14 protein-coding genes are annotated in these 23,288 nt (G+C 45.1%); 10 read left to right on the top strand and 4 right to left on the bottom strand.

Annotated features, from left to right (window positions below):
• The first annotated feature begins 79 nt into the window (after positions 1-79).
• The 7 genes from ACVW2L_RS18815 to ACVW2L_RS18785 all read left to right on the top strand — a co-directional run bounded on the left by ACVW2L_RS18815 (position 80) and on the right by ACVW2L_RS18785 (position 17,223).
• Positions 80-4,708 carry an Ig-like domain-containing protein gene (locus ACVW2L_RS18815; protein ID WP_457129490.1) on the top strand — a complete coding sequence of 1,543 codons (4,629 nt, stop codon included), beginning with the start codon at positions 80-82 and terminating at the stop codon, positions 4,706-4,708.
• Complete coding sequence (locus tag ACVW2L_RS18810) at positions 4,705-5,700, top strand: PorP/SprF family type IX secretion system membrane protein (RefSeq protein ID WP_457129489.1); 996 nt, start codon at positions 4,705-4,707, stop codon at positions 5,698-5,700. Before ACVW2L_RS18815 ends, ACVW2L_RS18810 begins: the two co-directional genes overlap by 4 nt.
• Positions 5,701-5,710: 10 nt before the next feature.
• On the top strand, positions 5,711-7,675 hold the full coding sequence (locus ACVW2L_RS18805; RefSeq protein WP_457129488.1) for an OmpA family protein: 1,965 nt from the start codon (positions 5,711-5,713) through the stop codon (positions 7,673-7,675).
• Positions 7,676-7,994: 319 nt separating this feature from the next.
• Positions 7,995-13,595, top strand: coding sequence for an alpha-2-macroglobulin family protein (locus ACVW2L_RS18800; protein ID WP_457129487.1), 5,601 nt, complete (start codon positions 7,995-7,997; stop codon positions 13,593-13,595).
• A 96-nt stretch (positions 13,596-13,691) separates the two neighbouring features.
• Positions 13,692-16,070 (top strand): penicillin-binding protein 1C, encoded by a 2,379-nt coding sequence (pbpC, locus tag ACVW2L_RS18795; RefSeq protein WP_457129486.1) that lies wholly within the window; start codon positions 13,692-13,694, stop codon positions 16,068-16,070.
• An 84-nt stretch (positions 16,071-16,154) separates the two neighbouring features.
• Positions 16,155-16,625 carry a ferritin-like domain-containing protein gene (locus ACVW2L_RS18790; RefSeq protein ID WP_457130215.1) on the top strand — a complete coding sequence of 157 codons (471 nt, stop codon included), beginning with the start codon at positions 16,155-16,157 and terminating at the stop codon, positions 16,623-16,625.
• A gap of 37 nt (positions 16,626-16,662) precedes the next feature.
• Positions 16,663-17,223: an NADPH-dependent FMN reductase gene (locus ACVW2L_RS18785; protein ID WP_457129485.1), complete on the top strand. Its 561-nt coding sequence runs from the start codon at positions 16,663-16,665 to the stop codon at positions 17,221-17,223.
• A 202-nt stretch (positions 17,224-17,425) separates the two neighbouring features.
• Here ACVW2L_RS18785 and ACVW2L_RS18780 read toward each other — a convergent pair whose 3' ends face one another.
• Positions 17,426-17,644 (bottom strand): hypothetical protein, encoded by a 219-nt coding sequence (locus ACVW2L_RS18780; protein WP_457129484.1) that lies wholly within the window; start codon positions 17,642-17,644, stop codon positions 17,426-17,428.
• Positions 17,645-17,826: 182 nt separating this feature from the next.
• Here ACVW2L_RS18780 and ACVW2L_RS18775 point away from each other — a divergent pair, with 182 nt between their 5' ends.
• From ACVW2L_RS18775 to ACVW2L_RS18765, 3 genes are all read left to right on the top strand, one after another.
• Positions 17,827-18,000, top strand: a complete 174-nt coding sequence (locus tag ACVW2L_RS18775) for a hypothetical protein (RefSeq protein ID WP_457129483.1) — start codon at positions 17,827-17,829, stop codon at positions 17,998-18,000.
• Positions 18,001-18,150: 150 nt separating this feature from the next.
• Complete coding sequence (locus ACVW2L_RS18770; protein WP_457129482.1) at positions 18,151-18,738, top strand: SDR family NAD(P)-dependent oxidoreductase; 588 nt, start codon at positions 18,151-18,153, stop codon at positions 18,736-18,738.
• The gene (locus ACVW2L_RS18765) at positions 18,711-18,944 is read left to right on the top strand and encodes an SDR family oxidoreductase (RefSeq protein ID WP_457130227.1); all 234 of its coding nucleotides are present in this window, start codon (positions 18,711-18,713) and stop codon (positions 18,942-18,944) included. Before ACVW2L_RS18770 ends, ACVW2L_RS18765 begins: the two co-directional genes overlap by 28 nt.
• Positions 18,945-19,115: 171 nt before the next feature.
• Here the strand turns inward: ACVW2L_RS18765 and ACVW2L_RS18760 are convergent, their stop codons facing one another.
• From ACVW2L_RS18760 to ACVW2L_RS18750, 3 genes are all read right to left on the bottom strand, one after another.
• Positions 19,116-21,878 carry a T9SS type B sorting domain-containing protein gene (locus ACVW2L_RS18760; RefSeq protein WP_457129481.1) on the bottom strand — a complete coding sequence of 921 codons (2,763 nt, stop codon included), beginning with the start codon at positions 21,876-21,878 and terminating at the stop codon, positions 19,116-19,118.
• Positions 21,879-22,237: 359 nt separating this feature from the next.
• Complete coding sequence (locus ACVW2L_RS18755; RefSeq protein WP_457129480.1) at positions 22,238-22,678, bottom strand: DUF5627 domain-containing protein; 441 nt, start codon at positions 22,676-22,678, stop codon at positions 22,238-22,240.
• On the bottom strand, positions 22,650-23,276 hold the full coding sequence (locus ACVW2L_RS18750; RefSeq protein ID WP_457129479.1) for a DUF1735 domain-containing protein: 627 nt from the start codon (positions 23,274-23,276) through the stop codon (positions 22,650-22,652). The genes ACVW2L_RS18755 and ACVW2L_RS18750 overlap by 29 nt, the downstream gene beginning before the upstream one ends.
• Between the last annotated feature and the right edge of the window lie 12 nt (positions 23,277-23,288).

Below are 23,288 nucleotides of genomic sequence, written 5' to 3'. Positions count from 1 at the left end.
TAAACAATGAATAAACTGATTTAGAACCTTAAGTAATTAAGGTATGTAATAAGGGGTGTTAACCAATAACAACGCCACGATGAAAATTTTTACCTTACTTATCAGCTTTGCTGCAGCTTGTTTGTTGCTGCTTACAACACAAGGTGTGTATGCACAGCGTAACTACGCAACCACCAACCGCGTGGGGGCAAACGGACTACTCTGCGTTAATTGTATAGTCACTAATCCTAACAACGGCTCTGATGGCAATCCACAAACTTTTTCTGTTTTAAACGTTGCTGTTGGTGTAGCGGCCAGCACTTATCAGGAACTTATCTTTCCTGCTCCGGGTAAGGTTCCTGCCAATACGCCTGTGTCGTTAAAATTGGGTAGTGGCAACAATCTGCTTGATGTGACCGCACTTGGCGGCATATTTCTGCAAGCCTACAATGGCAATACACCTGTTGCACCGGGGCTTGCTGCCGCAACTTTAGTTAGTGCCGCCAGCAACAATAACCAGGTTTTGGTCAGCTTTAGCCCCACGCAGATCTATGATCGGGTTAGAGTTACGCTTAACGGCGGGCTGGTTGGTGCATTAAGCAGCATTTATGTGTACGAGGCTTTTTACAACGGCCCCGGCCCCAATCTATGTAACACAGCAATTGATGAATTGCACGGCGTATCGGCAGGTTTATTGAATTTGGGTGTAGATGTAGGTGGCGTGGCCAATCCGTTAAATGCTATTGATGGAAATTTAAATACATTCTCTACGCTAAACGCATCAATAGGCGCCGTTGGTGCTTATGCTCAGCAAACAGCTCTTTTTCAATCACTTTCAGTTCCGGGCGATTCAGTAAGACTGACGTTGTCTATTCCGCAGGCGTTGATTGATGCAGGTGTCTTTTCCCGTATATCTGTGAACACGTTTAACGGTAACGCAGACAACGGTGATTCAAGAATACTGAGTTCTTCTTTGCTTACTGTTCGTTTATTGGACCTTTCGGGTCCCAGCCGGCGCGTAACTGTTACTTACGCACCACCTAATGTGTTTGACAGGGTTCGGCTCACTTTAGGAGGCGGGATCTTGAACGCATTAACTTCGTTAAACCTGCACGAGGTACAGCGAATTCTGCCAAGGCCCATTATTTCAAATAATAATGTTGTTGTTTCTAACTTGCAATTATGCGGCAGCAGTTCTGTAACGCTAACAGCAACGGCAAGGCCTAACACTGTTTTCAACTGGTACACAGCCGAAACCGGCGGTGTGCCCATCTTTACAGGCGCATCTTATACTACGCCACTATTAACTTCAAATACTACATATTATGTTGCAGCCAGCAGAGCCGGTTGTACAGACGAGTCTGAACGTACGCCCGTAACTATCACAATAAATGCCGCTCCGGGCGCGCCCAACTTAACCGTTGCTAATACAACCATTTGTGCCGGTGATGTAGCTGTACTTGCAGTTGCATCGCCGTTGGCAGGCATAAGTTACAGATGGTACGATGCAGCTACAGGCGGTGCCCCTCTATTTACAGGCAACAGCTTTACCACGCCCGTGCTTAATGCCAGCAGAAGTTATTTTGTTGAGGCAGTAAATGCGGGCGGCTGTAGCAGCGCTACGCGGGCAGAAGCCGTAATAACCGTGCAGCCAAAACCGGCCGCACCAATTTTAACAGCAAATAACCAAACCGTAAATGCAGGGCAAACTGCAATTATTAACGCAACATCGGCCACATCTGGTGTCATTTTTAACTGGTACACCACCGGCAGTGCCACAACACCATTTTTTACAGGGGCAAGTTACACTACCCCTGCTTTGTATACCTCGCAAACTTATTATGTAAACTCGGTTAACAGCACAGGCTGTCAGTCATCAACGCGTACAGCAATAACAATTACCGTAAACATTGATAATAACTCGCCGTGTACATACGCCAGTACGCAGACAACTAACGTTAACGCCTTGTGTATTGGCTGCGGTGTAACTAATGCCGCCGTAGCTGCTGATGCAGATACAACTACAGCATCAACCATAACTGTAGGTGCCGGATTAATAGGTGGATACGCAGAACAGATCCTACAGTTTCAACAACCGGGCTTTGCCGGCGATATGATAAAACTGGTGATACAAAGCCCGGTAGGTTTAACAGATATTGCTTTGTTAGGGCAAATACAGGTTACCATTTATAATGGTACTACTCCTGTAAATACAGTGTTGCTTAACAATTCTACTGTGCAAGTAAGGCTACTTGGCGGAGGTAACCGTTATGCTGTACTTGTACCCGCACCGGCCGGATATGATGGTGTAGGTATCCGCCTGAGTTCAGGCGCGGTAACTTTATTAACATCGGTACAATTGTTTTATACTTCTCAGCAATATCCGGTACCTGTTTTTGCTAACGCGAATCCTGAAATTTGTAAGGGAAGCCCTACGCAACTTGCCATTACATCACCAACAAACGGAACTTTTAAATGGTATACCACGCCAACCGGCGGAGCACCAGTATATACTGGCAGCACAATTACTACAGACCCCATAACAGGTAACACAACGCTTTATGTTGAGTACAGCCGCGGCACCTGCGTTAATCCCGTTAGATATCCAATTACTATAGTTGCTAATGACGTACCGCTAACACCTGTTGTTCAGCCTGCAAGCGCTTCCATTTATAGTGGTCAAACAACAACTTTTAAAGCAACCCCAGTAGGTAACACTACTATCAATTGGTATACCGGAGCAACCGGCGGAACCCCGGTTTTCACAGGAACAACCTTTACAACGCCGCCCCTGTCTGCCAACACGAGCTATTTTGCCGAAGCCAGCAATGGCACCTGTACTTCGGTTGACAGAACGCAGGTTGACGTTACAGTTTCACCGCTTGTAATTCCGGATGTAGCTGTTAACCCTCCAACACAAAGCATTACTACAGGCCAAACAGCTACCATGACTGCATCGTCAACTACGCCGGGTACTACATTTAACTGGTATACAGCGCCAACGGGGGGCTCATCCATATTTGCGGGGCCAACTTTTATCTCACCGCCATTAAACACCAACACAACTTATTATGCAGAAGCAGTTGTTACTGCAAGTGGGGCAGTTTCGGCTACAAGAGCAAGCGGAGCAGTTACCGTTAATGCAGCAACCGTTCCGGATGTAGTTGTAACGCCGCCAACACAAACTGTTAATCCAGGGCAAACCGCTACGTTCACCGCATCATCTACCACACCAGGTACATCGTTTAACTGGTATACCACGCCAACCGGCGGAACATCGATATATACCGGGCCGGTATTTACAACCACGCCTGTTTTTGCTAATAACACTTACTATGCCGAAGCAGTTGTTGATGCTACTGGAATACCGTCAGCCACAAGAGCAAGCGGCGCTGTTACTGTTGCTATTACCGTACCCGATGTAACTGTAACTCCGCCCAGCCAGAGCATCAACTCCGGCCAAACGGCCACTTTCACTGCCTCGTCTACCATACCTGCCACCTCATTCAACTGGTATACAACACCAACAGGCGGATCCCCAATATTTACTGGCCCTACATTCACATCCCCTCCGTTAAGCGTCAATACAACTTATTACGCGGAAGCAGTGGTTGATGCCACAGGTACGCCATCATCAACTCGTGCCAGTGGAGTTGTTACTATCAATGCCAATGTTGTACCCGATGTGGCGGTAAATCCACCCACCCGCAATATCAACTCCGGTCAAACAGCCACATTTACGGCATCATCTACAACGCCGGGCACGTCTTTTAAATGGTACAGCACACCAACAGGCGGGTCACCAATATTTACCGGTGCTACTTATACCTCGCCATCTGTGTATACCAACACAACGTATTATGCCGAAGCGGTAGTTACCGCAACAAACACCCCGTCAGCCTCACGGGCAACCGGAGTTGTGTCTGTTACGGCTGTCTCTCCGGCTACTCCGGTTATAGCAACAACCGGCACCAATATATGTCCTGGTACTACTACTGCACTTACTATCACCAATCCTAATCCCGATTTCACAGTAAGGTGGTATGCTGATGCCGGGTTAACAGATTTACGAGCAACCGGAAATAGCTTTAACACTACCGCGCTTAACGCCAATACAATTTTTTATGCGCAGTCTACAGATCCTGCCGGCAACAAATCGGCGGTAGCTACGGTAACAGTCACAGTTACAGCACCACCCGCAGCTCCAATTGTAACGGTGGCTTCTGTAACCACATCAAGTATAACTTTTCAATGGAGCGGCGTTGCGGGTGCTGTCGGATACCAGGTAAGCACCAACGGTGGAACCAATTTTGTTGATGTGGGTGCGGGCACTACTTACACTGTGATGGGGCTACAAGCCAATCAAAGCGCTACTGTAATCATAAGAGCTACAGGGGCATGTCAAACAGGTCTCAACTCTGCTGCTGTAACGGGCACATCATCTAATCCATTTGGTAATGACCTATTCATTCCTAATGCTTTTACACCTAATGGTGATGGCAACAACGACGTAGTTTATGTGTATGGCACCGCTGTAAAAGGCGTAAACTTCTCTGTGTATAATCAATGGGGTGAACTGCTGTATCGCACCAATGTGCTTAACAGCGGCTGGGACGGCACCTACAAGGGGCGCGTTCAACCCGTTGGCGTATACGTGTATTATGTAGAAGCCACCATGGATGATGGTCAATTAATTAAGAAAAAGGGAACTATAACTTTATTACGATGAAAAAGGAACTATTAATTCTGATAATACTGCTGCTGATACTCCACCTAAAGTCGAAAGCACAGATCGACCCGCATTTTTCTCAGTACTACGCCTATCCATTATGGCTAAATCCGGCACTTACAGGCGTTATTAATGGCGATGCGCGCATAAATGCCAACTATAAAAATCAATATCCGCAATTAAATAACGCGTATAAAACTACCGCCCTATCTGCAGATATGCGCACCAATAGCAATGTGGCGCTTGGCTTAAATGTCCTCAATCAATCCGCAGGAGATGCGGGGTTTAACTACTTTTCTGCATACGGAACATTTGGCTATAGTATTACCGTATCTAATGATGGCAACAAGAAAGTAAGCTTCGGTTTACAAGCAGGCGTTATAAATCGCAGTTTTGACCCCAGCAAAGCACAATTTGGCAATCAATTCGATCCAAACTCAGGATATAACCCCTCATTACCGTCTAATGAAAGATTTTTAACCACTAACGCCACAGTTTTTGACGCAGGTGCAGGGGTATTTTATTATGATGGCAACCCTATGAGCGACGCCAACCTATTCGGCGGTTTAAGTGTTGGGCACTTATCACGCCCGCGCGATCCATTCGCCACAGAGGGCGATAACTCCAAATTGCCCCTGCGCTATACGGCGCATGCCGGGGTGCGTATTAGAGCCAGTGATTATTTTGATGTGATACCACATGCTATATATATCAGGCAGCAACATGCTCAGGAAAAAGCAATTGGCGCTTACTCAGAATATAAAATGCAAGGCGACAAGGGATTAATTTTAGGTGGGATGTACCGCTTTAACGATGCGGCTATTGCAAGTGTAGGTTACCATGTCAACAGCCTTATTATAGGTACCAGTTATGATTTTAATACCTCATCGCTTAACCGGGCCACAAACTCAAGGGGTGGCTTTGAACTGTCTATAAGCTATTTGTTCAGAAAACGCATAAGCGACCCTGAACCTGTTTGTCCACGTCTTTAATATTTTGGTTATGAAAAGGGCATTTTTAACACTAACAATAACGCTATTTATTTACGCTACAAACGCGCAGGTGAATAGTTCGCCAAAGGTATTGGGCGACAAAGCATTTAAAAACAAGGACTATTACGAAGCTGCGTTTTATTATAAAAAAGCTGCCCTTGGTATGAACCTGATAAACGATAAGCAGATGCCTTATCAATCGGCCAGTAAACCCAATAAAAAAACGGTGAACACTGTAGACCAGGAGTATGTAAGTTATATGCTGGCCGAGTCATACCGCCTGTATCAAAATTATTTGGAAGCCGAGCCTTGGTATTATAAATTACTGGATGATAATTTTGAATCGCAGTATCCGCTTACCAGGCTTTGGTATGGCATATGCCTACGTGCTAACCAACGTTTTGACGAAGCGGAAAAACAGATGCAGCAATTTGTTACATCCTACAAAGGCGATAGCAAAAACATAGAGCTTGCACGTAAAGAAATCGCAACCTGCAGATTTGCCCGCGAACAATATAATTATCCGGTATTAGCAGATCTTTCTGCTATAAAAGGGGCATTCAGTTCAAATGGATCAGACTATGCACTGGTGAAAAAAGAAGGTAATTATTTTTTTACGTCATCAAGAAAAACAAAGGATGAAAAAACAGCGCTTAACCGCATTTATGAAACTAAAACGGGCGACAACAAACCACAGATGCTCAACTTTGACGACAACGAGCCCGGTAAAAACGAAGCGGAATATGGTGCACCTTCTTTTGAGCCATCCGGAAAGCGTATGTATATTACACGATGGTTCAAAACAGGCAGCCATACCACCTATGCTATTTACAAAAGCGAATGGCAAAATGGCAAATGGGCCCCATTAGTAAAGTTAAATAGTTTTGTAAATGCCCAGAACTTTGCGTCAATACAACCGTTTATTACAGCCGACGGAAAACAGTTGTATTTTGTTTCTGATAAGCCCGGCGGCAGTGGCGGTAAAGACATTTGGATAGCCGACTTGAACAGTGAAGGCGATCCGGTTAGTTCGCATAATGCCGGCACTACAATTAACTCGGGTTTTGATGAAGAAGCTCCTTATTTTGATGTTACGAAAAAAAGATTGATCTACAGCTCAAAAGGATTCTTAGGTTTAGGGGGCCATGATCTGTTTGAAAGTTTTAATAACAACTCGCAGTGGGCCACGCCTGCAAACATGGGTTATCCTATCAACTCGGCAAAAGATGATATATATTATTATCCGGATAACTCAGATAAAGACAAATTTTATCTGGCTTCTGACCGCCAATCAGACTGCTGTCTCGAACTTTTCGAGGGATATGATAAACGACACTTTGCGGTTGGGCAAGTGCTTGACTGTGTTAATCAAAAACCACTATTAGGAGCAACGGTAAGTTTAAAAGATTCCATTTCGGGTAATATCCTAAACAAAATAACAATTGCACAAAGCGGGCGGTATCAATTTAACATTACAACAAAGCGCCCTTATAATCTGGTGGTAGAGAAGTCTGGCTATTTTACTAAAGTTATACCGCTGCCTGCATCGGGGCGAATGGTGAAAGACACTTTGTTCAATGCAGATATTTGCCTGCAACCATTTGAAGTCAATAAACCTATCGTGATAAAAAATGTTTTGTACGATTATAATAAAGCCAGCTTGCGGCCACAATCAAAAGCGGTGCTGGACGATCTTGTAAAAATAATGAGTGACAACCCTAAAATAAAAGTTGAGCTTTCGGCCCATACGGACTCCGTTGGCAGCGACACCTACAACAACAAACTATCTACAGCCCGTGCACAGGCCTGTGTCGACTACATAATGAGTCGTGGAATTAACCAGGATAAGATATTTGCACGCGGATACGGAAAAACAAGGCCCATCGCGCCAAACTCTTTTCCAAACGGAACAGACAATCCACAAGGAAGACAGACCAACCGACGCACGGAATTTACGGTGTTGAAAACTGAGTGATTATTTTACCTGTGGCAGTTTAAGCATCGGGCCAATTATGGTTCTGGATATTTTCAATTATGGATGGAATGCGAAAATTTAAATGACGCTGTGCTCTCAATTTCGTCAATAACATCACGTATCTCTGGCAAAACGGATAGCTGGCAGTCATTTGCACGTACATAAAGCCATAGGTTGCCCCGCTTTTGTTCTCAAACCATAGCCGGAATGCATGCATTAAAAAATAGCCCTTATTGTTTTTTCCGGCCACAATCTATTTTTTGACATTAATTATATTCTAATTTTTATTGTTTAATTTTCGTTATCAAACCAACGAAGAATGTCAGCAATAAAGGGCTTTTTTTTAAGCAAAAAAGGCATCATCATAACCACCACATCACTTGTTTTAATTGCAGTTGTAGCTTACGCAATAAGTCGTTTTAAAGGCGACAACCAAATAGACAGATCATTCAGCAAGTACATTGAGTCTTATACTGCGGGTATTATTTCTCGCGAAAGCAGCGTTCGCATCCGCCTTGTATCGCGCGTAGAGGGTACCCATGCGCAAAACGAGCAATTGCCTGATGGCGTTTTTAGTTTTTCTCCTTCTGTAAAAGGTAAAGCTTATTGGATTGATGCACTCACTGTAGAGTTTAAACCTGAGAAACCACTTGATCCGGACAAAAAATATAATGCCACATTTAAGTTAGGCAAGGTTACCAATGTTGATGATGAGCACAAAGAGTTTGACTTTTGCTTTCAAACCATAGCGCCCGATTTTAATGTCACCTTTAACGGCTTGCAAACATCGCCGCGTACATCATTAGACAAAATGAAACTGGAGGGTATAGTGCAAACCGCTGACGCTGAAAGCAATGAAGCTATCGAAAAAATCATAGCTGTTGATTACCCTTCGGATGTGCAGATCAGCTGGCAGCACAACGGCTATAGCCGTACCCATAATTTTACCATTGATAAACTGGTACGGGCCCCTGATAAAACTACGCCGGTGGTAGTAAGCTGGAATGGCGATGCCCTGGACGTTGATAAAAAGGGCGCGCAAAAATTTGAAGTACCAGCCGTAGGCGATTTTCGCGTACTGGATATTAAAGCCATGCAGGACCAGGACCAATACGTGCTGGTACAGTTCTCTGATGCGATTATGGTAGGGCAAGAGCTTAACGGGTTAATAGGCATTGGCAATACTACAGAGCCGTCTTACACTATTGAGGGCAGCATGGTAAAAGTATATGCTGCCGAGCGGCTGGAAGGCAATTACAGCATTTTTGTAAACCCGGGTATTCAGAATATCTCCCACCAAAAAATAACAAAAACGTATACCGCCAATGTGTTTTTTGAGAATAAGCTGCCTGCCGTTACCATCCCCGGCAAGGGCGTTATTTTGCCAAGCGCCGGTAAGCTGATGATGCCGTTTGAGGCAGTTAATCTTAATGCGGTAGACGTAAGCATTATTAAAATTTATGAGGACAACATACCGCAATATTTCCAAACTAACGATATTGATGGCGGGAGCGAATTACGCAGAGTTGGCCGCCCGGTTGTTGAAAAAACCATCAGGCTTGATGCGGATAAGGGTGTAAACCTGCGCAAGAAAAACCGCTTTATGCTTGATCTGGATAAGCTGATCCGTACTGAACCGGGCGCTATTTACCGCGTTGTTATAGGGTTCCGTAAAGAGTACTCGCTATATAATTGCAATGCGGGCGGGCCGGTTAAGGCTGAAGAGGATGGCGATGAGTACGGCTATGATGGCGAGGATGGCTACGGCGGCGGTTCAATAAGTGATGACGACGATGATTTTTGGAGCCGGTACGATAATTACTATCCCGAAGATTATAGCTGGGCAGATAAGGACAACCCCTGCACAACATCCTATTTCACCAAAAGGCGCTGGGTCACCCGCAACATCATAGCATCAAACATAGGATTGATAGCCAAACGCGGTACTGATAACAGTATGGTTGTTATAGCTACCGATATTTTAACCGCTAAGCCACTATCGGGTATTGAGCTTAACTTGCAGGATTACCAAAAACAGGTAATAATGAAAGCCACAACTGACGGGTATGGTATGGCTAAGTTTGATATGAAGCGTAAGCCTTACCTTCTTGTTGCTAAGCGCGGCGAAGAGCGGGGCTATTTAAAAGTTGACGATGGCAATGCCTTGCCTCTTACCCGGTTTGATATAGGCGGCGACGAGGTGCAGAAAGGGTTAAAGGGTTTTATTTATGCGGAGCGCGGTGTTTGGCGGCCCGGCGACAGTATTTACGTTTCTTTCATTTTAGAGGATAAAGGCAAAAAGCTGCCGCCGGAAATGCCCGTTGAGTTTAGTTTTTACAACCCGATGGGGCGGTTGTATAGCCGCCTAACCAGAACAAGCTCTGTTGATGGCTTTTACAGTTTCCATACGGCCACCCAAACTACTGATGTTACGGGTAACTGGACGGCCAAGATAAAAGTAGGCGGCGCTACGTTTACCAAAAGCATTAAGGTAGAAACCATTATGCCCAACCGCCTAAAGATCAACATTGATTTTAACGGGCAAACGGAGCTGACCAAAGGAGCGAATACGAGTGGCAGCCTTAATGCCAAATGGTTGTTTGGCGGCATAGCACAGAACCTTAAGGCCACGGTTGATGCGTACCTGTCGTCACAAAAAACAAGCTTTAAAAACTTTGAGGATTATGATTTTGATGATCCTAACAAAACCTTCAACTCTGAAGTAAAAAATGTATTTGAAGGTAACCTTGATGCAGCGGGCAACGCCAATATCAGCGCCGATATTGAAACCGAAGGCGAAGCGCCCGGGCAGCTGCGTGCCAATTTTATGACCAAGGTTTTTGAACCCGGCGGCAACTTTAGCATAAACCAGGTTAGCCTGCCCTATAATGTTTACCCGGGCTATGTAGGTATAAAGGCGCCGCAGGGTAATGCCCTTTCGGGGATGTTGGTTACAGGAAAAGACCACTTTTTTGATGTGGTGGCTGTTGATACTAAGGGCAATTTAGTAAGCGGCACCCGCACAGTGCAGGTTGAACTGTATAAAGTAAGGTGGCATTGGTGGTGGGACAATACCGGCAACCAGGGCAGCAATTTTACCCAAGACAAGTATAATAAGCTGATAAAAACCGAGACCATAACTTTAGTTAACGGTCGCGGTAAGTGGAAAATGCGCCTTAACCAACCAGAATGGGGCCGCTTTATGGTAAGGATTACGGACGATCAAACCGGCCATACCACTGGTAAAGAACTTTATATTGATTGGCCAAATTGGGCGCAGCGCTTACAACAGGATAACCCCAGCGAAGCCGCCATGCTATCCTTTACATCTGACAAGAAAAGCTATAAAGTTGGGGATGAAGCAACACTTACCATACCTACACCGGCCAACGGCAGGGCGCTCATCAGCTTTGAAAACGGCACCAAAGTTTTAAAAACAGATTGGGTGGATACCAAAAAAGGGCAAACGCAATACAAGTTTGAGGTGGACGAAACCATGGCGCCCAACGTTTTTGTAAACGTTACGCTGCTGCAACCTCACTCGCAAACGGTGAATGACCTCCCTATACGTATGTACGGCGCTATCCCGCTGCTGGTAGAAAATCCGGAAACTATATTGAAGCCTGTTATTACCATGCCTGATAAGATCCGCCCGGAAACACGGTCGGCGGTTACAGTATCAGAAGCAACAGGTAAGGAAATGACCTACACGCTGGCTATTGTTGACGAGGGCCTGTTGGATATCACTAACTTTAAAACGCCCAACCCGCACGCCGCATTTTACGCACGCGAGGCTTTAGGTGTAAAAAGCTGGGACCTTTTTGACTACGTGATAGGCGCCTACGGTGGCGAACTGGAACGCATACTTAGTATTGGTGGCGATGCAGGCGGTAGAAACCTCAATAAAAACATCACCGTAAATCGCTTTAAGCCAGTGGTTAAATTTATGGGACCATTCCATTTGGGCAAGGGCGAACGGAGAACAACTGCTTTTACCCTGCCGCAATACATTGGCTCTGTTAAAGTTATGGTAATTGCCGGGCACGAGGGTAGTTATGGCTTCGCGGATAAGGCAGTGGCCGTTAAAAAACCGTTGATGGTGCTGGCAACGCTGCCAAGGGTTTTGGGGCCGACAGAAAAAGTTTTGTTGCCTGTTACTGTTTTCGCTACGGAGAATAACATTAAAACGGTTACTGTTGATATCCAATCAAATGCGTTCAGCAACCTTATGGGCAATAATCATCAAACTATAACCTTTAACAAACCCGGCGACCAGATGGTGACCTTTGCCCTGGATGTTAAAAATTTTATAGGCATAGGCAAAGTGAAGATCATAGCCAGGAGCGGGAAGGAAACCGCTGCTTATGATGTGGAGCTATCCGTTAGAAACCCTAACCCGGGAATAACCCGTGTATTGGAAAAAGAGTTAGCCCCCGGCGAAACCTGGAGCACGCCTTATGCTGCCGTGGGTATGAGTGGCACCAACAAAACCACGCTTGAGGCATCAAATATTCCGCCGCTTAATCTGGCAAAAAGGCTAACCTATTTAATAGATTATCCGCATGGCTGTGTTGAGCAAACCACATCGGCTGTGTTCCCGCAGTTGTATTTGGCGCAGTTAACTGATCTTTCATCAGCACAAAAAGCATTTTCTGACAGAAATATTAAGGCAGGCATACAAAAATTAAATGGTTTCCAACTCCCCGCTGGTGGCTTAAGCTACTGGCCCGATGGTGGAGAAGCCGATGAATGGGGAACCAACTACGCCGGTCACTTTATGCTGGCTGCACAAGCGGCAGGCTATGCGTTACCGGTTGGATTTATTGAACACTGGAAAACCTATCAACGCCAAAAAGCGCTTACCTGGGCGCCGGATAGCCGCAGTTTTTACGGGGCTGACCTTACACAAGCTTATCGACTGTACCTGTTAGCAATGGCGCGCTCACCCGAGCTGGGGGCCATGAACAGGCTAAAAGAGTTCCCTTACCTGAGTATTGAAGCCAAATGGCGTTTAGCAGCGGCCTACAAACTGGCCGGGCAGCCAGAGGTTGGCCTGCGTATGGTAGCAGGTTTGCCGCTCACCATTAAACCTTATAACAGCATGTGGGGTACTTACGGCTCTGACCTGCGCGATGAGGCCATGATTTTAGAAACCTTGACGTTGTTAGGCAAAAAGAAAGAAGCTGCAAGCCAATTGCGTACCGTTGCCGCACACTTATCTCAGGATAGTTGGTACAGCACACAAACCACTGCATACAGTTTGATGGCAATAGCGCAGTATTGCGGCAAAAATGCATCGGGTAGTAAGCTGGCGTTTAATTACCAGGCAGCAACATCGCGCGGCAGCGTAAATTCTAACACTTACCTATGGCAACTGCCGGTTACCAATCATGCCGGAAATCTCACTATAAAAAATAACGGTGGTGCCCGGCTATACGCAAGACTGATACAGTACGGACAGCCGGTAACAGGTGAAGCAGTAGCGCCGGTAAACAACCCGGATGTGTTAACCATGCGGATAAATTACTTTAACTTAAAAGGACAGGCTGTTGATGTTTCCAGCTTAAAGCAAGGAAGCGATTTTGTGGCACAGGTAATTGTGAAAAACCCGGGCAGGCGCGGCCGTTATGATAATATGGCGCTTACGCAGATCTTCCCTTCGGGATGGGAAATATTGAATACCCGCCTGATGGAAAATGACGATGTGTATAAGTCATCACCATCTGATTACCGCGACATCCGCGATGATAGGGTAAATACCTATTTTAGCCTGGCTGAAGGTAAAGAGGCGACCTTTTACGTGATGCTAAACGCATCATACGCCGGCAGATATTATCTCCCGGCACCTTATTGCGCAGCCATGTATAATAACAATATTAATGCCCTGGCCAAAGGGCAATGGGTTGAGGTGGTGAAGTGAGTACCACCCAACCCTCCCCGAAAGGGAGGGCTTTTAAATGTTGTTTAAAAGTCTCCGCTACCGGGGGAGATTTAGAGGGGGCTAATTGAATTGTTTATGAAGTTTGTTTTTAAAAAGCCCAAACGCATTGCCACTATAATTATAATCGGGCTTGTGCTTCTCTCGCTATTCTGGTTCTGCCTGCCTAAAAAGCTGTTTAACGCACCTACATCATTTGTTATTGACGATAGTAACGGGCAACTGCTCGGCGCAGCTATAGCAGCAGACGGACAGTGGCGGTTCCCCTACAACCAACAGGTGCCTGATAAATTCAAAGCCTGCATTATGGCTTTTGAGGATAAGCGCTTTGAGCATCATTGGGGTTTTGACCCATTGGCCTTTGGGCGGGCGATAAAGCAGAATATAAAAGCGCGACATGTAGTAAGTGGCGGCAGCACCTTAACCATGCAAGTCATCCGGCTGTCTACCCGGCAAAACCGAACTTTTTGGCAAAAGTCACTGGAGATTGTAAAAGCCATGCGGCTGGAGCTAACCTATTCTAAAGCTGAAATATTAGCGCTGTACAGTAGTAATGCACCCTTTGGCAGTAATGTAGTTGGTTTAGATGCCGCATCATGGCGGTATTTTGGGCGCGGGCCGGATAAACTCTCCTGGGGAGAAATGGCGGCGCTCGCGGTGCTGCCTAATTCGCCGTCGCTGGTGCATCCCGGTAAAAATCGCCTTATCCTGTTACGGAAAAGGAATAAGTTGATAGATAAACTCGCGCAGCAAAAAACAATTGATGCCACTACTGCTATGCTGGCCAAATTGGAGCCGGTACCCGATAAGCCGGTACCCTTGCCTCGCCTCGCTCCGCATTTGCTGCAGCGTTTCAGGGTTGATAATATGGCCACGGGTCAAAACGGCGGACGGGTTAAAACATCCATCAACGGTGTGCTGCAGCAAAACGTTGCAGATATTGTGGAGCGCCACCATCAGTTATTAAAGGGCAATAACATTCGCAACGCAGCAGCAATTGTGTTGGATGTAGAGACCGGCCAAACCCTGGCTTATGTAGGCAACATCAATCACCCCGAAAACCTGGATATGGAAAGCGATGTGGATGTTATTGCCGCGCCGCGCAGCCCCGGCAGTACATTGAAACCGATACTGTATGCCGCCATGCTGCATGACGGCCTCATACTGCCTAATAGTTTAATTCCGGATATTCCGACGCAAATAGCAGGCTATCATCCGCAAAATTTTGATCTGGGTTATGATGGCGCCGTACCTGCGTCAAAAGCGCTGTCGAGGTCGTTGAATATTCCGGCGGTCAAAATGCTGGTGCAATATAAGTATGAGCGGCTGCATAGCCTGTTGCGCAAAATGGGCATGACCACCCTTACCCAACCCGCCGATCATTACGGTTTGTCGCTAATTTTAGGAGGATCAGAAAATAACCTGTGGGAACTATCAGGCGCTTATGCGGATATGGCAAGAGTATTAACTCATTATAATAAAAATAAGGGGCAATATGATGCCAATGATTATCATCCCCCCGTCTATACTACTCTTCAGCAGCCCGATAAGCAGTTAGAAAAAGGTGGCTTGTTAAATGCGGCATCAATATATTACACCTTTCAAGCCATGGAAGAGGTTATGCGCCCCGGCGATGAGTTGCTGTGGCAGCAATTTAGCTCCACCCAACGCATAGCCTGGAAAACCGGCACCAGTTTTGGCTTTCGAGATGGCTGGGCCATTGGTGTTACGCCGCGCTATGTAGTTGGGGTGTGGGTGGGTAACACTAATGGCGAGGGTAGCCCGGGACTGATCGGGGTAAATACTGCAGCGCCAATTTTGTTTGAGATTTTCAGGCAATTGCCCATATCCCGACAATGGTTTGCCCCACCCGCAGCCGAGATGATCCGCATTGCCATTTGCCGCGAAAGCGGTTACCGAGCAGGCGAATATTGCCAACCTGTTGATACCCTATTGGTACCTAAAAGCGGCTTAAAGGCGGGGGTGTGTTCGTTTCATCAATTGGTGCATTTGGATGCTACGCGCAAGTGGCAGGTTAACTCAAATTGCGAAGCACCCGGTAACATGGTGCATGTGCCTTGGTTTGTACTGCCGCCATCAATGGAATATTACTATAAGAGCAGAAGTTACAACTACCGCACGCTGCCACCGTTCAGGCCCGACTGTGGTACCACCACACAGCGCACAATGGAAATGATCTACCCTAAAGACGGCGCTAAAGTTTACGTACCGCTGGAGGCCGATGGGAGCCGCGGACGGGTGATCTGCAATGCCGCGCACCGGCAGCCGGGTATTAAACTATTTTGGAATATAGACAACCAGTACCTTGGGCAAACTATCGGTTACCATCAAATGGCCATCAGCCCCCCACCGGGCAAACATGTTTTAACTTTGGTTGATGCTGATGGTAACCGTTTACAAACCCGCTTTGAGGTGCTGGATAAGGGGCGCAATTAGTAGGCTTTTTTCTCGCTGCTCAGCCCGATATTATTGGCTGACTTTTTGCAACAACCCACCTAAACATCAAATTACTATGGAAATATAAAAGCGTCTTCTTTAAAGAGCAAACAAGAGGTAACGAATGATCTGAAAGAGATTTTAGAACTTGTTAATGATGGTAAAGAAGGCTATCAATCAGCAGCAGAGGCGACAGAGAATCCAGTTTTACAGGCTTTGTTTTCGCGGTTGTCAGGAGAACGGATTGTGTATGCGGCAGAATTAAAGGAGCACATAGCACTGCATGGAGAAGAGGCAGAAAATGAGAGTGGAGGCATTTTAGGCGGCTTGCACCGTACATGGCTCAGTATAAAACAAGCTTTAAGCAGTAAGGAAGATAAAGCGATATTAACCGCTATAATTACCGGCGAACGGGCTGCTATTGAAAAGTGTGACGCCTGTATTGCTGATTACGCTGATCATGCCGACCACCTGAGTTTGCTGACAGAACAGCGTGACGGTATTAAGATTGCGCTGGCTGAAATTGAAAGACAGATAGTTGAAAATAATGCTTAACTTTTGACGACTATAACAAAGAGGAACAATTAATTACATGAATTTAAAGATCATTACATCTACCACACGCCCGGGCGGTAAAGGAATAGCAATTGCAGAGTGGGTTTATTCGCTTGCTGCTGCGCAGGATGGCATTAACGCTGAGCTACTTGATTTGGCCAAGATCAACTTACCCTTAATGGATGAGCCTAACCACCCACGCCTGGGTAATTACGAGCATCAACATACCAAAGATTGGAGCGCTAAGATCAATGAAGCCGATGCCTTTATCATTGTGCTTGCAGAATACAATTACGGTTTCCCTGCGCCTATTAAAAACGCCATCGACTACCTGTTTAATGAATGGGCATATAAACCGGTTGGTATTGTAAGCTACGGCGGTGTGTCGGGCGGATTGCGTGCGGCACAGATGTTGAAACAAGTATTAACTACTTTACATATGATGCCGCTCAATCAGGGCGTGACCATCCCGTTCTTCCCTAAATTTTTTAATCCTGATGGAAGCTTTACCGGCGACGAAAGCCATGTTAAAGCAGCGGGTACGATGTTTACTGAATTGGATAAATGGACTGAAGCATTGAAAACGCTTAGGGCATAACAACCAATAAAATAGAGGTTTAATGCACCTGTAGGTTACACCTTTTTGAATAAATACCAGCGATCCAAAGTGTTGCTAACGTGTTGCTTTGTTGTTGCTTTTCTGTTGCTAAAGTGTTGCAGAAAAGGGCAAAAAAACGTCAGTTTAAATATTTTACAGTATATTTATAATCAAATACTTATAAATAATTTATAGCTAATTTTCATGACGAATAAGTAGCCGCAGGTAAAACTGGTAAATAATTAATAATCAAGAAATTAACATTTTTATTTTTTGGTAGCGCATATTTTTTGCAACACCAGCGCGAACCAATAAGAAAAGCCTTCTGATGATACGTCAGAAGGCTTTTCTTATTTTGTGGGTCCTCTCGGATTCTTTCCAAAATCGTCAAAAAATTCCACATTTCGCGCTGGTTTTTCATAACAATTGTTTTATAAGGTTCTGCACTATAGCAACAAAATGCCTGTCTTTTTAAATTATTTATTATAAAGTATTTATAAAATAAATGGCGCCGAAAATTACTTACGACGCTATTCTTATAGCACGATTACGTTTTAAAACATTTCTTTACAAAGGATACAATTTGCAAAGAAAAAACTACCAATGCCGGTTTTAGCTATGGGCTCAGATCATTTTGCCGCAGCGTTTTTAGCAGCCCACACCAAACTGGTTGCCAATAACGTGCAGGAATCGATTATAAAAGACTCCGGCCACTGGGTAGTACAGGAAAACACAGCACAGGTACAAAATGATTTGCTTTCCTTTTTTCTGAAATAAGCTTAAAGTAGATTTAATGGCAAGCACCTTGCTCGTCCGTAGGGTGCTTGCTATTGATAGCATATTGTCAGCGCCGTTCCATGTTTTTGTAAATGGCTACATCTGTACAATTTAATTTTTAGTTTCGTTATACATCAATCTTGAAAATATATGGATCTCCAGTTAAAAAATAAAAAAGCGCTTGTTACCGGCTCGACAGCCGGGATAGGTTATGCGACTGCGCTTCAGTTAGCTAAAGAAGGCGCCGAAGTGTTTATTAACGGGCGCACAGCCGAACGTGTAGATAAAGCCGTAGCGCAAATCAAAAAAGAAAGCGGCAATGATAAAATAAGTGGCGTTATAGCTGATTTTGCCAGCGCGGAATCGATTAAAAATCTAATCAGCGAGCTTCCGGAAGTGGATATCTTAATCAATAACGTAGCCATATTTGAGCCTAAAGCCTTCGCCGATATTACGGACGAAGACTGGATGCGCTTTTACGAGATCAATGTATTAAGCGGGATCCGCTTGTCGCGCGCTTACTTTGGCAAAATGGTGGCAAATGGCTGGGGAAGGATCATTTTTATATCAAGCGAATCGGCAATACAGATCCCCGAAGAAATGATACACTATGGGATGACAAAAACCGCCCAGTTGGCGGTTGCCCGCGGCCTGGCAGAATTGACCAAAGGTACTGCTGTTACTGTAAACTCTGTACTGCTGGCCCCACATTGTCAGAAGGTGTTGGCGTTTTTATAGACAATTTGGCCAAAGATCAGAACAAAACCGTAGCCGAGGTAGAAGCAGATTTTTTCAAAACCATCAGGCCGACATCTATCATACAGCGTTTCCTGAGCACTACGGAAGTGGCCAACATGGTTACCTACCTGGCAAGTCCGCTGGCTTCGGCTACCAACGGAGCCGCTATCAGGGCTGAGGGTGGTTTGTTGAAGGGCGCAGTTTAGCAAAACATCCTGAAGAGTATAAAAGCACTGGCGTCAATTCATTTCCAGGATTTTTTATAAAATCGCTGGACTGTATTGTATTTAAACTTTTGTAGTGTGTGGATTAAAAGCGACAGTTTAAACTTGCTGTGAGGTAACAAAATCGGCTACAGTCAAATACTTTTTGGCACCCTACCGCAATATTGTTAACGGCCCGCTGAGGGGTTTGCAACCCCTCCCCAGGTCAATCAAATAGTAATACGTACCCGGAGGAAGATTCCGGTTATTTATTTTGCCGGTGAAAGGATAATGATAACCCCGGGAGTTAAATACTTCTGTACCCGTACGATTAAGCACCTTCACTGTAGCGTTCGGGTATTCCGTAATGTTAGCAATGTCCCAGCTATCATTCACGCCATCGCCGTTAGGGGTAAACGAGTTCGGAATGTTTATGCCTGATCCGACCAGATGAACACTCACCTTTGCCCGGGGACTGCTGCACGTGCCAACTTCCAACGAGATATAATAGGTAATATTCGCAGTGACGTTTTCAATAAAAATACCCGTATTGTTTTCCTGTAAAGGTACAAGGGCATTTGCAGAGCTATAAAGCTTGTATTTGCCTTTAGTCGGATTGACCACTCGCAGTGGTGTTGCCGCAGGTCCGCAAATATCCACAGAGGGAACTGTTGGCATCGGCAGGATAACATATCGGGCGGGAACGTCAAAACTAAGGATGATACGGTTGCAAGGCGAACGGTTCGCATCGTCAACAGTTAAGGTATACGTTCCGGCTTTTACGGAGGTAAGTGATTGCTTGGTCCCCACGGCGAGGCCTGAGGCGTCCGTCCAGGCAAAGCTGTAGGGCGTTAAACCACCGGTAATCCTTAGCCCCGTAACAGCCCCTGTAGCCCCATTGCAGTCGTCAGGAGTAATAATCGCAGTAGCTGTGTCGGCCTGAAGCAGCATCCCTGGCGATGGGTTACTTAATGCAGTGAGCACCAGTGGCCCATAGCTGGTTTCGCAGCCTGATGCGGTAGTTAGTTTCAGAAAATAGGTATCTGGACCAACATTTTGGAGATCAATAGAAGTACCTACTGTAATTTGTTTAGAATTGACCCACCGGAAAGACACGGGATCGGTGTAATCCTGATGTACAATAACAAGCCCCATAATGCTTCCGGTTTTTGAATCACAGAATGGCTGCTGAATTTTAAGATAAGCATCGTTAACACGTGCGTTAAAATCCTGGATTTCGTAACGATAAGTTTCTGAAGTACAATAGATACCGGCGATCAACTTATATGTACCTGGGGGCACGTCAACAAGATCCAAAGAAGTTGAGACTACTTTTTCGTCACCGTCCACCCATTTTACGGTGGTTGTATTTGATACATGAATATTTTTGATCGAGCCCAGTTTGCCGCATCTGGAATCTGTAACCTTAATGTCGTTTGTATTTATGATGATCGTAGTAAAATTTGATGATTTTTTACCGATGTGGGAGTTTGCAGTTACATACCAGGTTACCGGCTCAATGAACGTATATTGCCATAACCCATTAGCATCCGCCAATGTACTGCCCATCAACCTATCAGGCGAACAATGCGTAGTGCATGCTTCTGTGTGAAATAAGTCGACTATAGCGCCTGGCGCAGCTGTACCCGTAATGGCATTGGGAGTAGAGGATGTGACAGTAGTTAAAGGGATGTCTTCGTTTCCAGGATCAAAGTCGGCTACGTACGTGCATTTAAATGAGTTTCGCATAAGTAATAGATTAGTTATGGCAGCTACGGTAACACCATATTCAGAATAAGCGAAAACGTTTGCCTGTGCGGGATCCGGATCTCCAACTTGCAGATCGCCGAGAAACCTGTTCAACACTAAGCCGGTCCCCAGGCCTCCATACGGATCTTCTCTCATATAGTTTAATGGCACTGTATTACCCCGATCTATACCGAACCAATTGTGCTTAATCACAGCTTTCCCTTTTAGAAAATCAAGCTTGAGACCATATCCATCGTAGTGACTGAAAAGGTTGCCCGTAAATAAAATGTCGACAAGCGCATTGGGATCAGTGGGGTTAATATCACCTCCTACGATTTTTACGCCAACCATGGCACGCTTGGAAATAGTTTTTCCATCGGCCTCTACCGCGAAGTTATTATCAACAAACACAATTTTAGATTCCTCGGAAGTACTTGCGAGCGAAATAAACATCTTTGTGAACACCACGTTGCCCGCGCCAGCTTCGCCAAAGTTTAAGCCCACAATACGCTGAAAATAAATAGGCGCGGTATCATCCGGGTCTTTATTACCAGCTCTTCTATGAAACGTATTGGCCACTATGCTTATCGCCCTACAGTCAATCATCTCTATACTTTGTTGGTTGTATCCATCAATCCAGTTGCCTTTCCCGGCCTTTCCTATGGTAATGCGTTCAGAATTTGTAAACCCAAAGCCATACCGGTTAGATCGGTTAGGGTCTGTTGATCTAAGTAAGTTTGTATCCCACATTAGCAGCCCGTAAAATTCTACATCGTGCACGTCGTTACCTTTAAAAATAACAAAATCATTTTTGGGTTCAATTATGGATTTGATTACCACATGTGTATTGATCGTTCCGGCAATACTATTTCCCGGCTGACTAGTCCCATCAATCACTAAATTGGAGGATACGTTAGGTAGTTGAGCGTTAACCAAGATGGTAAAGTCAGCTTCGGTGGAGCCGGGCAGATTAAAAAGTATGCGGTCTGGTGATGAATCGCCGTTGGCAGCAGCGGCTGTAAGCGCGGCTCTTAATGTGCCCACGCCACTATCTGCTTTGGAAGTTACAAAAAAATCTGCTGCCTGTGCGGGGGCAAATTCCAAAAGTAGCACGCCAAGCAATATAAACTGCAAGGCTTTTTTAAACATTATTTTTACGATAAACCTCAGCACATACAAGGCATCCATATTGTAATAGAAAGTTTGAAACACTTCATAGGCTAACCCACAAATGGTAGCCGATTATCCATTTGAAAAGAAAGAACCCGCCGCCTGCACAAAAACCTCTTAGACCATAAAGGTCTAAGAGGGCATAAAACTAATTATATGAGCGTATATTTAGTTGCTTGTTGAAATACCACAACTCATTTTATCTAAAACGCTTGACTAAAGAGTTGGGGTGAAAAATAATTATGAGGCGAATTTATCTCTCATAATCAGACTCACTGCTGTTGCAAGTGAACAAAGGAACTTTGCCAAAGAAAGGTCCGGCTTTTTACGGCCGGACCTTTTATTCTGATTAGGCAATTTAGACAGTAAATTGAGTGCTATTTAATTACCACGTCGAAATACTCTGCCTTTAAACCTCTGTCTCGAACTATAAGGGTATCCTTAGTAGCGTAACTTACGTTCAAACTTTTAAAATTAACCGTATAGTCTAAATATATAGCACTACGGTCTGTTCCTCCGATGCTATTTTTTTCGCCTTTTGAAACGAACTTACCCGTACCTGTGATATCAAAACTCGCAGGATTATTACCTGTTACTGTACAAGTTCCATTATCGGCAAAAGTGAGCACCAGGGTGAACGGTACGGTAGTACCAGCACTGTTTTTAATTGACAATGGCAGGTTAGCCGTTTTTAAAGAGGCGGTTGTGATGTTAACAGCCTGGTTATTTTCCACAGAAGGGGTATGCCTAACAGCTGTAGAGGGGGCTCCCGTAACCGGTGTAATTTGATCAACGCCTTTCCTTAAATAATCGCCCATGCCATGGATTAACATATTTAACGCCATAAAGTATATAATCTTTAGGCGGAGTTAGCCAGTCTGTGGCTTTTACCCTTGATGGGATTGCAACACCCTTTGCGCCTTTTAGAATTGAATCTGCGCCGGTAACTTTAGTCATTACCAACGGGATAACGTAATTAGCCTTCAGCGCCAAAGGATCAGCAAAAAAAGCATCGGTCAACTGTACCTCAACACCACCGAGAAGGCTTCCGGCAGGAATCTTTATCTGATTAGATGCCAACTTATAATATTGTGCGGGCATGGCGACAATTTTGGGGCCATTGTTGTTAAAATAAAGATTATTCAGCAACGTTTCGTCCACTTGTACGTCTACTAAAACATCTTTTTTATTGTCATATACGCCGCTAACTGTCGCCTTTATAGCAACCTTATGCTGGTTATCTAAAGAGTTATCTACAAATAGATCCTCTCCCAGCTCAACGGTGCGCATAGGGTACTGGCTGGCAAAATAAACGGCAGAGTACGTAAAATCGGGGTAAACAACCGGAGCATTTTTGCACGATGCCAGCAAACCCGCTGAAGCCGCCAATCCTATAATTATTTTATTAATTTTCATGTTTGTTAATTT

This window comes from Mucilaginibacter sp. HD30, from assembly GCF_054061755.1.
Note: the sequence above shows the minus strand (reverse complement) of the source record. Positions and strands in the feature narration are given on the sequence as shown.

Excerpts from the sequence above, each read along its gene's own strand:
- ACVW2L_RS18815 (WP_457129490.1), top strand. The coding sequence starts at position 80 with ATGAAAATTTTTACCTTACTTATCAGCTTTGCTGCAGCTTGTTTGTTG.
- ACVW2L_RS18810 (WP_457129489.1), top strand. The coding sequence starts at position 4,705 with ATGAAAAAGGAACTATTAATTCTGATAATACTGCTGCTGATACTCCAC.
- ACVW2L_RS18805 (WP_457129488.1), top strand. The coding sequence starts at position 5,711 with ATGAAAAGGGCATTTTTAACACTAACAATAACGCTATTTATTTACGCT.
- ACVW2L_RS18800 (WP_457129487.1), top strand. The coding sequence starts at position 7,995 with ATGTCAGCAATAAAGGGCTTTTTTTTAAGCAAAAAAGGCATCATCATA.
- pbpC (WP_457129486.1), top strand. The coding sequence starts at position 13,692 with ATGAAGTTTGTTTTTAAAAAGCCCAAACGCATTGCCACTATAATTATA.
- ACVW2L_RS18785 (WP_457129485.1), top strand. The coding sequence starts at position 16,663 with ATGAATTTAAAGATCATTACATCTACCACACGCCCGGGCGGTAAAGGA.
- ACVW2L_RS18780 (WP_457129484.1), bottom strand. The coding sequence starts at position 17,644 with ATGAAAAACCAGCGCGAAATGTGGAATTTTTTGACGATTTTGGAAAGA.
- ACVW2L_RS18775 (WP_457129483.1), top strand. The coding sequence starts at position 17,827 with ATGCCGGTTTTAGCTATGGGCTCAGATCATTTTGCCGCAGCGTTTTTA.
- ACVW2L_RS18770 (WP_457129482.1), top strand. The coding sequence starts at position 18,151 with ATGGATCTCCAGTTAAAAAATAAAAAAGCGCTTGTTACCGGCTCGACA.
- ACVW2L_RS18760 (WP_457129481.1), bottom strand. The coding sequence starts at position 21,878 with ATGGATGCCTTGTATGTGCTGAGGTTTATCGTAAAAATAATGTTTAAA.
- ACVW2L_RS18755 (WP_457129480.1), bottom strand. The coding sequence starts at position 22,678 with ATGGGCGATTATTTAAGGAAAGGCGTTGATCAAATTACACCGGTTACG.
- ACVW2L_RS18750 (WP_457129479.1), bottom strand. The coding sequence starts at position 23,276 with ATGAAAATTAATAAAATAATTATAGGATTGGCGGCTTCAGCGGGTTTG.